The organism is Dysosmobacter segnis (assembly GCF_014297285.1).
Lineage (GTDB): Bacteria > Bacillota > Clostridia > Oscillospirales > Oscillospiraceae > Oscillibacter > Oscillibacter segnis.
In genome coordinates, this window is record NZ_JACOQI010000001.1 from 92,668 (window position 1) to 105,345 (window position 12,678).

Below are 12,678 nucleotides of genomic sequence, written 5' to 3' on the forward strand. Positions count from 1 at the left end.
TGCTGTTTCCAAATCCTGAGCTTGAAAAATGACAGATGAGGCATTGCTATGAGCTTCTGGAAAAAATATCGAAAACTGCATATCGGGCTGGCTGTCGATCTGGCGGTGTTGGGCCTGTATCTGGCTCTGCGGCAGAACCGGCAGCTGATGAACAGCTTTGCGGATCACGTCACCACACCGCTGAAGGCGGCGTTGGGGCGGCTGTGCGCGCTTACCAGCCTGTCCATCATGGAAATCCTGTATGCTCTGGCGGCAGTGGGGGCTGTGGCATATACCGTCTGGTCAGTGATCGCCGTGGTGAAGGCCAGGGGTCACCGGGGACGGCGGGTATACAGCGCCCTTTTGGGAGCGGCGGACGGTATTTTGACAGTTTACGTCCTGTTCTGCCTCATGTGGGGCGTGAACTACTGGACAGACAGCTTTCAGGATCGCTCCGGCATCACAGCTCAGCCGGTGGCTGCGGAAGATCTGAAAAACGTGACCGCCTATTTCGCAGAGCGGCTGTCCGAAACGGCGAACACGGTGCCACGGGACGAAAACGGCGTGTACGCGGTGTCGAAAGAGCAAATCCTTTCAGAGAGCCGGTCGGTCTACGGCGGTGTGACGGAACTGTTTCCCTTTCTCAAATTTCCGGATACCGGGGTCAAGGCGGTACGCTGCTCCCGGTTTATGAGCGTCATGGGCTTTACCGGAGTGTATTTCGCCTGTGTGGGGGAGTCCAACGTGAATGTGGACAGCCCCGCCTGCCTGCTGCCCTCCACCATTGCCCACGAACTGGCCCACCAGCGGGGCGTCGCGTGGGAGCAGGAGTGTAACTTCTTGGGCGTGTTGGCCTCTGTCACCAGCGGGATGCCGGACTACATATATTCCGGCTGGCTGCTGGGATTCATCCACCTTGGCAACGCCTTGTACGAAACAGACCCGGAGGCTTACTGGGCCATTCGGGGCACCCTTCCGGCAGCGGTGGAGGCAGACCTCCGGGACAACAGCGTCTATTGGGATCAGTTCCGGGACAACGTGGTGGAAAAGGTATCCGACACAGTGTATGACGCCGCGCTGAAATCCTACGGTGACGCCAACGGCATGAAGTCTTACAGCATGGTGGTGGAGCTGCTGGTGGCGTATTATAAGAATCTGGTATAAAACTTCATGCATGAGCGGCGCACTACGAAAACGCGCAAATGCCAGTGCATGAAGTTTTCGCGCAGCATTTCCGGTTGCCCCGTAGGGGCGAGGAAATGGCGCATTTCTTAATTTTGCTATGCTTTTGCATAGCAAAACTTCATGCATGAGCGGCGCACTACGAAAACGCGCAAATGCCAGTGCATGAAGTTTTCGCGCATCATTTCCGGTTGCCCCGCAGGGGCGAGGAAATGGCATATTTCTTATGTTGCCATGCTTTTGTATAACAAAAAGGACTTCCGCATTGCTGCGGAAGTCCTTTTTTGAATCATTGGGGCAGTTCGTTTTCCTTGGGCCAGGGGTGCAGCGAATAAGACTGCTCCGGGGTCATGGCAAAATACTGCTTTGTGCCGGTGTTCCCCTGATCCCCCCAGGTGGCGTCGATGTGGACGGTCTCGCCGTCCAGTGTGGCCACGGTCCAGATGTGGGTGGCGTTGGGGAGAGCGTAGCAGTCGATGCCCTCCAGCTTCAAAAGCAGATTGTAAGCGCCGGTATACCCGTCGCAGACGGCCTTGCCGTTATGAAACAGGCTGTAGGGCAGGTGGCTGACGGAGGTGTTGTCCCCGGCGTCATCGTAGGTGCAGTTGGCGGCGATCCACTGGTAATAGGCCCAGGCGATCTCCCGCTGGGTGGAGGCGGGGGTAATGGTCCCCTGCTGCCACAGCGCGTCATGGACGGCAATGGCGGCAGACAGCGTTTCCGACCGGTATTCCTCGGTACGGTCGCCGGCGATGGAGCTGAATTTCAGGATCATGGTCCCGGCGGCGTTATAGGAGCAGGAGGCGTTGTTATAGCCTTGCTCGCAGTGCCGCTTGACCGCCAGCAGGGCATTGTTCAGAGCCTCCTGAGCACTGGAAACGGTAAAGTCCTGATCGTATTTCAGGGACAGGGTGTTTTCCCCCTGAGAGAGCATATAGCGGACGGCCTGGTCATAGTCCGCCGCAGTCTCTGGGGCGGCGATGTAGGTTCCCGCCGTGACCAGATCCTCGTAGGCGGCCCCCTCGGCGCTGTAAAGCTCCGGCAGGTGCCAGTCCGGCGTCAGTCGAAGGGAGGGATCCACCATCCGGGTCAGCATGGCTGCGGCGGCCCCTCTGGTGATGGGAGAATCCGGCAGAAAGGAGCCGGTCTCGTCGCTGCCCACGCTGATCCCGCAGCGATAGAGCTTGAGAATGTCATTATAATAGGGAGTGTATTCCGTCACGTCGGTGATCCGGCGGCGGCTGGCGTAGGCCTGAGTGATGAGGGAATCGTTGACCGGGGGCAGTACTGTTTCCGGCAGGAGATTTGCCAGCACATGGGCCATCTGGGCTCGGGTAGCCACATTGGCGAGCTGCTCGTCCAGAGCCTTGTCTAAAACACCCTCCGCCTGTAAGTACCAGAGGTAGGGAGCATAGACCCGCTGGGCGTCCTTCAGACCGATGGCGGCGGCAGTGAAGGCGGCGGGGCCGGCCTCTGGGTCTCCGGTGCGATACAGGCTGCGGATGCGCCCGGCGAAGATCACCGCCTGTCCCACGGTCATAGGCGCCGTCAGGCCGTAAGTGCCGTCGGCCTGGCCGACAGACAGACCGTATTCATACAGGGCGGCTACATTTTCATAAAAGGTATGGCCTTCCGGCAGATCAGAGAACTGACCGGCATAGGTTTTGCCGCGGACAAAGTTGTCCGCGCTGTTCTCCTTGGCCAGAGCGGGAACGCTCATCAGAGACAGTGCCAGCAGCAGGGACAGCGCTTGCTTTTTCATGGAGTGTCACTCCTTTCCGGAGGTCAGGACGGAAGATGCAGGTCCTCCGCCGTCCGATCCTCCACATAGGGGTTGAGATAGGTATTCACCAGAGTCAGAGTTTCGTCCGGGATCAGATAGATATACGGAGATCTCCACTCGTTAGGCAGGGTGGAGAAGTCGATCTTGTCCACGCCCATTTTCAAAACCTCTGTGCCCAGCCAGGCCAGATTGCCCACGGACAGGTCGGTGTCTACATACTGATTGAAAATTTTGGCGTAATCGTCGATTTTCGTCAGGATATTGCTGGCGGTGAGCATTTTCTTCGCCACGGCCTTCAAAAACTTCTGCTGGGTCTGCATCCGGCCCAGATCCTCGCTGCCGTAGCCGGTGCCATCGTTGTTGTGGCGGAAGCGGACTACCCGCATGGCGTCGGCGCCGTTGAGATATTGAACGCCCTTTTTGAAATGGATACTGAGGTTCTGAATGGGATCGTCATAGTCCATGTTGATGGGTACATCAAAATTCACGCCGCCAATGGCGTCCACCAGCGCTTCAAAGCCGGTGAGGTCCACGGAAACGGTGTAGTCCACCGGGATGCCCAGCTGATCGGACACCACCTCCGCCAGCTTGGTCATGCCGCCCTTGCCGAAGGCGGCGTTGATCTTGTGGGATTTTCCATCCCATACGGCCTTGGAGTCACGGGGGATGCTGACGCCATAGACATAGCCGTTCACCGTGTCCACGGCTACTAAAATATTAGTGTCGCTGTTGCCGTTGCCATCGTCAGAGCCGGAGACCAGAATGGTGTAAAAGCCGCCCTTGCGCTCCAGATGGGACCGCAGGGCCTCCTGAGCCGCCTGCTCCTCCTCGGATAGCTGGGGATCCCCTGCGGAGGCAGACTGGGACGGCAGCTCATCCACCTTTTGTTCCGGGGCTTTCAGGAAAAATGCCTTCACCGCCACGCAGGCAGTGAGCAGGATCAGGACGATGGACAGGAAAATTTGCAGGGTAGTGAGGTGCTTTTTGTGGCGGACTGCTCTGGACATGTGAACGGACGCTCCTTTAACGCGCGGCGAAGGCCGCTTCTCTTTTTCGACAGATTTACATAATATTCTATAAGGATACGGCACAAATTACAAGGGGTTCCGGGAAATTTCCAGTTTATTCACAAACGGCCTGTCCGAAAAACGCTGGCCTACGGAAATCGGCGTTTCTTAAAGGAGGCGGGGGACCCTCCGAAGGTCCCCCGCAGCCTGCTATTCGCTTCCGGCGCTGTTCGCCAGCCTTTTCAGCAGGCACCGGATCTCGTCCAGCTGCCGGGTCTGCTGGGAAAGGGCGCAACTGATATAATGAAGCTCTGCTGCCAGTCCCTCCGGCGCGGGATGGACCGCTACCGGGTGGGGCCATCGGCGCATGACGGGCTGAACTGCCGGAGCGGCGGGCAGTTCCGGGACAGCGTTTGACTTTTGGGGGCCGCTTTGGCGGCGGCAGCCGCCGGGATCACGTACAGCCATGGGACTTCCTCCTTCTATGTACCCTTGTATTTTTTTCGGGTGGCGATGCCGCCCCGGATGTGCCGCTGGGCCTTGTTCACGTCCAGCACCTCCTTGACCTGCAAGTACAGCGCCCGGTTAAAAAGGGGCAGCCGTTCTGAAATGTCCTTGTGTACCGTGTTCCACATTGGTGTCGGTTTCTACGGTCTCCGTCAGACGAACGGGAACGGTGAAAACCTCGTCGTACTCGCCGCCGATTTTGAAGTAGACATAGATTTCTTCTTTGCTCTTGACAACGATTTTGTCAATGATTTTCTTGAGGTCTGCGTTTGTCAGATTTTCCGTAAGGGTGAAAGCGGAAAAATCGGACACGAACGCAGACAGCCTCTTTTTGACCTGCTTCATGACCTCCAGAGATTTGTCCGCTTCATTCAGCTTGAAGCGAAGTTTTTCAACGCGGGCGTTCAAAGGGAGCATATCCTGTTCGGCCTCGTCCAGCGTGATGATACCGCGGCGAGCCATTTCCTTAATGCGTCCGCGTTCCTTTTCCAGCCCGTCAATCTGTTCTTTGAGTTCGTCCACGGTAAGCCCCAGCGTAGAGCCGAGATATTCTTGAATGATAGCATTACACTTCTGCTCCGCCATGGCACAAAACTTCTGCTTGTCCCGCACCATAGAGCCAAGCAGTTGGCGAATGGAGTTCAACAGCCAGTCCTCGTCAATGCGGATGTGCTCGCTTTCGCAGCGGTCAGAGCCATAGACGGAACGGTGTGAGCATACCCACCACGCACGAACGGGCGTATTCTCCGAGTATTTCCGCTGAACGCGGCGATAGGAGAAGCCGCAGGAGCCGCACTTGATAAGGTTGGAAAAGATGTGCTTTTCACTTTTTGTTCCAAGGGTGGGATAGCGTGCGGCGTTTTCCTTTCTCAACCGCTGAGCCTTTTCAAATTGTTCGTCGCTGATGATACGGAACTCCGGTCGCTCAACAACAATCCAGTCCTCTTCACTATGCTTGTCCCGCTGATTTGTCAGCGGGCCTTTCGTGGTCTGTCTGCCGTTGACAACTTTCCCGATGTAGATTTGATTGGTAAGGATTTTTCCGACGGTCGCATTCGACCAAGCGTCCTTTTTGTTCTTTTTCGTCTTGACGCCGTTCTCGTGGAGATACTTGGCGATACGGGCTTGTCCCCAGCCGTCCTCCGTATAGCGATTAAAGATAAAGCGGACGGTTTCGGCTTCTTCCGGATTCGGCTCCATCGTCCATTTGTCGATACGGTCATAGCCGAATACGAAATTAGGGACAATGCCTTTCTGCTTGCTCAAGTTCTTGGCAAACTTGATACGGGTGGACATCTTCTCGCTTTCGCTCTCCGCCAGCGTTGCGAACAGGTTCAAAATAACGGGGTCAACATTCGTTCCGCCCAAATCGACATAGTAGATGTTAATGCCGAGTTCGTAAAGTTCCGACATGACATTGACGAAGTTTTTGACATTACGGAACAGGCGGCTGACATCTTTGACATAAACGCGGTCGAACTTGTGGGCTCTCGCGTCCCGCAGCATTTCGTTCAATGCCTTTCTGTTCTCCATTTTCGTAGCCGACTTTCCGTCGTCGCAGTAAATGCGGGTGAGCGTGTCGCCCCGCTGCTCAATAAAGGTCTCAAAAAATGACCGCTGGTTGATGAGGGAACTTTTCTGTTCCTCCTTGTCCGTCGATACGCGAATATACGCCACCGCCCGCATTTTCTGGGGATTTGCATAGGCCAAGTTGCTGTTCATCATTAGGGAATCGTCCTTTCTATATTTTAATTGTTTTATATCTCTGAAAAGAGCCACCCCCGAAACCGAGGGTGGCGTCAAGAATTATAGTAAGTTTTCGGCATCTCTATCAGCCTGCTCTTTTCATCTCGTTAATAATTTGCTCGGAAATCGTCCTTGCCGCGACATCCGCGAGCATGGCAGTAATGCCCATTTCCAATTCCTGACCTTCCTCTTTCGTAAAAGAACGGGCAGGTAAAGCCATAATTAAGTAAGTTTCCTCCTTTCCTTATCGGTATTCTATTGTTATGATGGCTTGTCCCATATTATGTTCGGGAGTGGTGTTTTTTTCGGAGACATCTTTATTATAACGCAAAAAGTTTTCGGAAATGGACAATATGGAGTGTTTCTATAATTTTTGACGCTTTGTTGTGTTTTGACGATATATTTTCGTTAGACTTTCCCCTTGATTTTTTTGATTTTTTGCGACAAGATTTCTGCTCCCCGCCCGTGCGGAACAGATTTTGAAAAACAATATTCTAAAAGCCCTCCGGTTTTGTTGATTTTCGCCTTGTTCTGCTAAATATTACTGGTTTTGTGCGGAAAATATTCAAAAAATACTATGAGCATTAGATTTTCAAAATATTAAAAATCTAACAGACAAAAAAGACGCTTGGCGGTCATTCCGTCAAGCGTCTTTCTTCTTCACCAGTTTGCTTTCTTTCGCCTTTTGTCATTCGGGCGGCCATAGTACATTCCTGCCTTGGTTATTTGTGTAGCGAAAATCTCTCCGCTCGGAGAGTGAGCGGCTCAACGCCGTTCCTACTATAATAGTATGCGGTGCTTCGGCAAATATAACTCTTTTTCGCGGGAATCAAACATTTTTATTTCCTTTATGCTTTTGGAGAGAGAAAAGAGTATAGTATTTCTTATATTTTTTAATTTTTAACCCCTTACCTGAAATTGAAAGGCTTTTCGTCTATCATCGGGGAGGTGGGGGGGTAGGTCAAGACCCGTGCCACAACCGGCAGGCCATTTCAAAATCGGGGGAATGAATCTGTTCCCTCGATTTTGGCCGTTCAATTTCATTCCCCCCTGTGCTTATTAAAAATAAAAAAAGCACAGGGGAATGAAAGAACATCAAAATGTTCATCAGGTTATCAACCAAGCTCCGACGGTCTTAGGTCTGCCATTATACCGTAAGGCTACCACGCCTACTCACTCGCCCCCCACAAACAGGACGGTCTCGCTCGCCGCTCGATGACTGCGGCAGCCTCTCTCGTGGGATTCACGGCTCGCACCTTTCACGCCCCGAAAGCAAGGGGCGGTACTCAGATTTTGAGCAAGAAAAGGACGCCACCCTTTCACGGCCGCGTAAAGGGTGGTTAGCCCTCCAGTTATTTTTGCGTGAGACTTTCAACACGGGCGACGCTTCCATTCTTTCGTGCGGGCGTAGCCAGCCCTGTTTTCAATTTTGCTTTCCTTATACAATAAGCAGGGTTGCCCGAAATATTCCGTTTTAGTGTTTGACAATGAAAATATCTTGCTATTGTGCTGACTTTCCATTAAAATAATAATATCATTGGGCTAACAAATCAGGATTTATGGAGGAAATAATATGGGTCTATTTGGAAGTATTTTAAAAGGCTTGTTTTCTTCAGGCGACAACGATACCATTTGGCATTGTGATGGTTGTAATGCTATTTTAAATGAACAAGATGGATTTAACACAGATAGTGGGACTTGGATATGTGCAGAATGTGGTTTTGTAAATGATGTAACCCCGGATAATATTTATGAAAGTGAAGAAGATTATCAGGAGTCTATGGGGATTCCGAGATGTCCAAATTGTGGAGGTATGGTGCAGGGTGATGCACCAGATGCAACTTATTGGTTTAACTGCAAATCGTGCGGCGAACGCTTTTACCTTGAAGATGGTGAATTGATTAGTCCATTTGATAGCAGCAGACAGAATAGCAGTCGTATATGCTCAAATTGTGGACAATCTTTAAGTGGAGGAGAATATACCGCTCCGTGGGAAAACGGAAATAACTCTGAAGGGTATGTTATATGCCCGCATTGTGGGTATACCAATTTTGAGTGGGATGATTGATAAGACGGGTTCTGGTTTGTACGGTAAGCAAAGGAGAGCCGAGCGGTCAGCCGCTCGGCTCTCCTTTACACGATAAGCCCCGCCACCTCTGGACAGGTCAGCGTGATAAAGTCCAGCCGCTCCATTATCCACCAATACCGCCCGTCTATGCGGCGGAGAATAGCGGCCTTCGCTCTCTCGCTGGCGACACACACCGTCAAGCGTGGTTCTATCTCGTCGATGTCCTCGAACTCGCTTTCGCTGTCAAAGAAGCCCTTTATGCGTTTGGCTATGGTTGCGGGGTTTGTGGACTGCGGAAAATAGGCCATGAGCCGAACGCCGTGCTTGCCGTCGTCCTTGGGGACGATACCCTCTGAATAAAAGCCCTGTGCGTGTAGGAGGGTGAGGTAGCCGCTCCAGTCGGCTTTTCGGTGCTGGCTCATTGTCCCCGCTTTCAGCCCGTCCAGCACAAGACCACAGTGTAGGGGGACGGTCGGGAACTTCGCCAGCCAATATTCCGTCAGCAGAGCGGACTTCTTGAGGTTGTAGCCCGTCAAGGTGAAGCTCCTATTGGGGTTGCCTATCCATTTGTAAAAGGCATGACGGACAATGAGAAAACGCAAGCCCTCCACCTCGTACCGTTTCAGGAAATTCTTTTTGGCAAGTTCGTCTATATCGTCATGGGAAACATCACTGAAGGCAAGGAGCTGCCGCTCCAAGCAAGCCCCGCCGAAAGCGTCATAGACAACTTCTAAGATTTGTACCTCTTTGGGTGTCAGTTCATTCATACGCTCCCCCTCATGCTCTCACAAAATGAATACTCGCCCCTATGGCTTGGGCGGTGGCTTCTTTCAGTTCCAGTTTTTCCTGCGTGTAGTTGCTGGTCGTGATTTCGACAGCTACCAGTTCGCCTGATGTGCTGGTATAGACCATATCAGGCACGGAGTGCCGCTGACCGTCTCCGTGGCCGCTCCCGTGTAGCGACTCGCGGTATATGTCCCGTGTCTCTGTCTCCGAGTTGGCGGTCATGCGTTCAGTGGGCGACAGGCCGACGTACTGGCGGAAAAGCGTGGTGTCATGCTTCACGGCGTTGGGCTGCTTCGGGTAGAATGTCCGCCCCTGTAGTGTGTCTATCTTCCGAATAAGGTTTTTCCCTTTACCCGTGTAGGTCAGCACAGACTGCCCACGGCAATCTACACGCTGTTCCAGATAGCCCCGCTTCAAAAATGTTTCAACACGGTTGCAGCTGATGATTTTCTCCATATCTGCCCGCATGGCATAGCCGCAGACCCGCAGTCCGTTTAATGCTTGAATGTCTCGGAAGTTCAAACGGTTGATATTACGCATAAGCAGAAACCTCCTTTTTTGACATACTACGGCGATTGAACGCCGTAGTATGCGAAAAAGAGGTTTGACACAGCCCCGCAGGGCTGTGAAGCCTGCTCCCGTCCCTCGTCCCCCGTCTTTCGTCCCCTCGTCCCACCGCCCGACCAGAGCAAAGCCGCAAAAAAACAATGTCCGCCCATACTCCGCAAGAGTGTGGGCGGCATTGTGGTCTGCCACGCTCCACAAGCGTCGGCAGATTTTTTCGGCGGTGTCCTGCTATTTTGTGATAGCGGCAAAATAGCGGGACTTGCGGCGGGAGGGACGGTGCTATTTTCACTTTCGTTCTTTTTTCCCCTTGTAAAAAGGCGGTACGCTCATTGAAAGCATACCGCCTTTTGTCCTATCACGCCGAGAAATCGAACACCATATTGAACCGACACTTAAAGTATCTACGGTATGGACCGTGGATTTGCTGATGCCGAATTTGGCAGCGGCGGCGCGGACCGTGGTCCGGTTCTCTATGATGTAAAGAGCAAGGCGCTCCGCCCGCTCCTCCATATTTCCCTTCAAAGCACAACACTCCCCGCCTTTTGTTGCTTTATCCTATGCGGTCCAAAACAGGCTTATGCAAGGGGAAATATGGCCGCTCCCCATGAAAAAATATTGGAGAATCAAAAAAACCGTGATAGAATAACCATAACGATCTTATTGCAAAAGGAGTGTTGGCCATGAATGAAGCATTAAAGATTCTGAAAGAGCGCCGCAGCATCCGTGCATTCCGCCCGGAGCCGCTGAAAAAGGAGGATCTGGACGCCATTGTGGAGGCTGGCCTTTACGCGCCCTCTGCCAAGAATCTCCAGAGCACCAAGCTGGTGGTGGTACGGGACGCCGCCGTGCTTGCCAGACTGGAACGGCTGAACAGCCGGATTTTAGGCACACCGGAGGGGACACCCTTTTATGGTGCGCCGGAGGCCATTGTGGTGCTGTCCGACAGCGAGTATCCCAACTGGCTTCAGGACGGCTCTCTGGTAATGGGCAACCTGATGAACGCTGCTGCCGCATTGGGCATCGGCTCCTGCTGGATCAACCGGGCCATGGAGACCTTTGAATTGCCGGAGGGCAAGGCTTTGCTGGCGGAGTGGGGTCTGGGCGAAAACTGGAAGGGCGTCGGCAACTGCATTTTAGGCTATACGGATCAGGCTGTCCTGGGGGACAAGGCCCGGAAAGAGGACCGCGTTCTGTATGTGTGAGGAGGGCAGACTATGAATGAAGCGATCCGGCAGGTGACCCACGTTCAGAACATCCGCTATGACAAGGCCACGGAGCGGCTGTACATCATCGACCAGACGCTGCTGCCCAACGAGGAAAAAGAGATCGAGCTGCGCACCGTGGAGGAGATGATCGAGGCCATCAAAATGCTCCGCATCCGGGGCGCGCCGGCCATCGGCATCTGCGCGGGCTACTGCATGTACGCGCTGGCCCGGGACATTGACGCCAAGGACAACGAGGCCTTTTACCGGAAATTGCAGATCGACGGCGAACTGCTGGGGGCGGCCCGGCCCACGGCGGTGAACCTCCGCTGGGCGGTGGGGGAGATGCTGGATGCCGCCAAGGCCCACTTGAAGGATGACCGGGCGGAATTGCTGGAGGCCCTGTACCGCAAGGCGGTGGACATCCACGAGGACGACATCGCCAAATGCACCGCCATCTCCGAATACGGTCTGAGCCTGCTGAAGGACGGCGACGGCGTTCTGACCCACTGCAATGCCGGTCCGCTGGCCACCTCCCGGTACGGCACCGGACAGGGCCCCTTCCTGCTGGCGGCGGAGCGGGGCATCCACATCCGCGTGTTTGCCGACGAGACCCGCCCCCTTCTGCAAGGGGCGCGGCTTACCAGCTATGAGCTGCAGCGGGCGGGGGTAGACGTGACCCTCATCTGCGACAACATGGCGTCCATGGTGATGAAAAACGGCTGGGTGCAGGCCTGCTTCGTGGGCTGTGACCGCATCGCCGCCAACGGCGACTTCGCCAACAAGATCGGCACCAGCGGCGTGGCCATCCTAGCCAAGCACTACGGTATCCCGGTGTATACGCTGGGGCCCACCTCTACCATCGACATGAACTGTCCCGACGGGGCGCACATCCCCATCGAGCTGCGGGACGGCGACGAGATCAAGAATCTCTGGTACGAAAAGCCCATGGCCCTGCCGGAGGTGAAGTGCTTCAACCCGTCCTTCGATGTGACGGACCATGAGCTGCTCACCGGCATCGTGACGGAGAAGGGCATCTGCTACCCGCCCTTTACCGAGAGCCTTGCGGCGCTGTTCAAGGACAAAAAATAAGGAGGATCTGATATGGCTATTTTAGAATCTCCCTCTGCCTGCATCGCAGCGGAGGAGGGCGTCATCGCCAAGGCGATACTGATGCCCGGCGACCCTCTGCGGGCGAAATTCGTAGCGGAGCACTATCTGGAAAACCCGGTGTGCTTCAATACCGTGCGGAATATGCTGGGCTATACCGGCATCTATAAGGGTCGGAAGCTGTCCGTCATGGGTCACGGCATGGGCGTTCCCTCTGCGGGACTGTACGCCCACGAGCTGTATAACTTCTACGGCGTGGACACCATCATCCGCATCGGCTCCGCCGGAGGCATCGGAGAGGATGTGAAGGTGCGGGACGTGGTGCTGGCTATGGGCGCCTCCACCAATTCCCACTTTGCCGACCAGTACCGGTTCCCCGGCCAGCTTTGCGCCACGGCGGACTACGGCCTTTTGAAGGACGCTGCCGCAGCAGCGGAACGGCTGGGCATCCGGGCGGACGTGGGACAGGTGTTCACCTCCGACCAGTTCTATAATGACAATCCGGAGGCCAACGCCACCTACCGGAAGTTCGGTATTCTGGCGGTGGAGATGGAGACCGCCGGTATTTACTGGACGGCTCAGCGCTTCGGCAAGCGGGCGCTGTCTATCCTTACCATTTCTGACCATATTTTTACCGGCGAAGCCCTGAGCGCTCAGGAGCGGCAGGACTCCTTCCATGAGATGATGGAGATCGCCCTGGAGACCGCGTGGAACGCGGCGGAATAAGAGAGAAAGGCATCA

12 protein-coding genes and 2 pseudogenes are annotated in these 12,678 nt (G+C 54.3%); 5 read left to right on the forward strand and 9 right to left on the reverse strand.

The features are described from left to right. Positions 1 to 48 precede the first annotated feature (48 nt). Positions 49 to 1,143, forward strand: coding sequence for a DUF3810 domain-containing protein (locus H8Z83_RS00560; RefSeq protein ID WP_187013248.1), 1,095 nt, complete (start codon positions 49 to 51; stop codon positions 1,141 to 1,143). A 307-nt stretch (positions 1,144 to 1,450) separates the two neighbouring features. Here the strand turns inward: H8Z83_RS00560 and H8Z83_RS00565 are convergent, their stop codons facing one another. From H8Z83_RS00565 to H8Z83_RS19840, 6 genes and pseudogenes are all read right to left on the reverse strand, one after another. Beyond that, complete coding sequence (locus H8Z83_RS00565) at positions 1,451 to 2,923, reverse strand: S-layer homology domain-containing protein (RefSeq protein WP_187013249.1); 1,473 nt, start codon at positions 2,921 to 2,923, stop codon at positions 1,451 to 1,453. 23 nt (positions 2,924 to 2,946) lie between these two features. Beyond that, on the reverse strand, positions 2,947 to 3,951 hold the full coding sequence (locus tag H8Z83_RS00570) for an LCP family protein (protein WP_187013250.1): 1,005 nt from the start codon (positions 3,949 to 3,951) through the stop codon (positions 2,947 to 2,949). Positions 3,952 to 4,161: 210 nt separating this feature from the next. Further along, the gene (locus tag H8Z83_RS00575; protein ID WP_187013251.1) at positions 4,162 to 4,419 is read right to left on the reverse strand and encodes a hypothetical protein; all 258 of its coding nucleotides are present in this window, start codon (positions 4,417 to 4,419) and stop codon (positions 4,162 to 4,164) included. Between the two features lie 14 nt (positions 4,420 to 4,433). Then, a pseudogene (locus H8Z83_RS00580) lies at positions 4,434 to 4,580 on the reverse strand (sporulation transcriptional regulator SpoIIID); the annotation flags it as partial. Further along, entirely contained in the window at positions 4,537 to 6,183 is a 1,647-nt protein-coding gene (locus H8Z83_RS00585) for a recombinase family protein (protein ID WP_187013252.1), read from the reverse strand. The gene H8Z83_RS00585 and the pseudogene H8Z83_RS00580, both read right to left, overlap by 44 nt. Before the next feature lie 106 nt (positions 6,184 to 6,289). Continuing rightward, entirely contained in the window at positions 6,290 to 6,424 is a 135-nt protein-coding gene (locus H8Z83_RS19840; protein WP_256435277.1) for a hypothetical protein, read from the reverse strand. 1,353 nt (positions 6,425 to 7,777) lie between these two features. Here H8Z83_RS19840 and H8Z83_RS00590 point away from each other — a divergent pair. After that, the gene (locus H8Z83_RS00590) at positions 7,778 to 8,272 is read left to right on the forward strand and encodes a hypothetical protein (RefSeq protein ID WP_187013253.1); all 495 of its coding nucleotides are present in this window, start codon (positions 7,778 to 7,780) and stop codon (positions 8,270 to 8,272) included. A 65-nt stretch (positions 8,273 to 8,337) separates the two neighbouring features. On the opposite strand, the gene H8Z83_RS00595 is transcribed toward H8Z83_RS00590, so the two are convergent. The 3 genes and pseudogenes from H8Z83_RS00595 to H8Z83_RS20495 form a co-directional block, all read right to left on the reverse strand. Continuing rightward, entirely contained in the window at positions 8,338 to 9,039 is a 702-nt protein-coding gene (locus H8Z83_RS00595; protein WP_187013254.1) for a hypothetical protein, read from the reverse strand. A gap of 10 nt (positions 9,040 to 9,049) precedes the next feature. Further along, positions 9,050 to 9,598, reverse strand: a complete 549-nt coding sequence (locus H8Z83_RS00600) for a hypothetical protein (RefSeq protein WP_187013255.1) — start codon at positions 9,596 to 9,598, stop codon at positions 9,050 to 9,052. Positions 9,599 to 10,033: 435 nt separating this feature from the next. Further along, positions 10,034 to 10,147: pseudogene (locus tag H8Z83_RS20495) on the reverse strand (sporulation transcriptional regulator SpoIIID); the annotation flags it as partial. Between the two features lie 158 nt (positions 10,148 to 10,305). Between H8Z83_RS20495 and H8Z83_RS00610 the strand changes: the two are divergent. Genes H8Z83_RS00610 through deoD form a run of 3 tightly spaced genes read left to right on the forward strand, consistent with a single transcriptional unit; the run spans position 10,306 to position 12,663 of the window. Continuing rightward, positions 10,306 to 10,827 (forward strand): nitroreductase family protein, encoded by a 522-nt coding sequence (locus H8Z83_RS00610; RefSeq protein WP_187013256.1) that lies wholly within the window; start codon positions 10,306 to 10,308, stop codon positions 10,825 to 10,827. A gap of 12 nt (positions 10,828 to 10,839) precedes the next feature. Beyond that, positions 10,840 to 11,919 (forward strand): S-methyl-5-thioribose-1-phosphate isomerase, encoded by a 1,080-nt coding sequence (gene mtnA, locus H8Z83_RS00615; RefSeq protein WP_187013257.1) that lies wholly within the window; start codon positions 10,840 to 10,842, stop codon positions 11,917 to 11,919. Between the two features lie 12 nt (positions 11,920 to 11,931). Beyond that, positions 11,932 to 12,663, forward strand: coding sequence for a purine-nucleoside phosphorylase (gene deoD / locus H8Z83_RS00620; RefSeq protein ID WP_187013258.1), 732 nt, complete (start codon positions 11,932 to 11,934; stop codon positions 12,661 to 12,663). Positions 12,664 to 12,678 lie beyond the last annotated feature (15 nt).

Bases quoted from the DNA above. Each gene is read 5' to 3' on its own strand.
- H8Z83_RS00600 (WP_187013255.1), bottom strand. From the start codon at position 9,598: ATGCGTAATATCAACCGTTTGAACTTCCGAGACATTCAAGCATTAAAC.
- H8Z83_RS00585 (WP_187013252.1), bottom strand. From the start codon at position 6,183: ATGATGAACAGCAACTTGGCCTATGCAAATCCCCAGAAAATGCGGGCG.
- H8Z83_RS00565 (WP_187013249.1), bottom strand. From the start codon at position 2,923: ATGAAAAAGCAAGCGCTGTCCCTGCTGCTGGCACTGTCTCTGATGAGC.
- H8Z83_RS00610 (WP_187013256.1), top strand. From the start codon at position 10,306: ATGAATGAAGCATTAAAGATTCTGAAAGAGCGCCGCAGCATCCGTGCA.
- deoD (WP_187013258.1), top strand. From the start codon at position 11,932: ATGGCTATTTTAGAATCTCCCTCTGCCTGCATCGCAGCGGAGGAGGGC.
- H8Z83_RS00590 (WP_187013253.1), top strand. From the start codon at position 7,778: ATGGGTCTATTTGGAAGTATTTTAAAAGGCTTGTTTTCTTCAGGCGAC.
- H8Z83_RS00595 (WP_187013254.1), bottom strand. From the start codon at position 9,039: ATGAATGAACTGACACCCAAAGAGGTACAAATCTTAGAAGTTGTCTAT.
- mtnA (WP_187013257.1), top strand. From the start codon at position 10,840: ATGAATGAAGCGATCCGGCAGGTGACCCACGTTCAGAACATCCGCTAT.
- H8Z83_RS19840 (WP_256435277.1), bottom strand. From the start codon at position 6,424: ATGGCTTTACCTGCCCGTTCTTTTACGAAAGAGGAAGGTCAGGAATTG.
- H8Z83_RS00570 (WP_187013250.1), bottom strand. From the start codon at position 3,951: ATGTCCAGAGCAGTCCGCCACAAAAAGCACCTCACTACCCTGCAAATT.
- H8Z83_RS00560 (WP_187013248.1), top strand. From the start codon at position 49: ATGAGCTTCTGGAAAAAATATCGAAAACTGCATATCGGGCTGGCTGTC.
- H8Z83_RS00575 (WP_187013251.1), bottom strand. From the start codon at position 4,419: ATGGCTGTACGTGATCCCGGCGGCTGCCGCCGCCAAAGCGGCCCCCAA.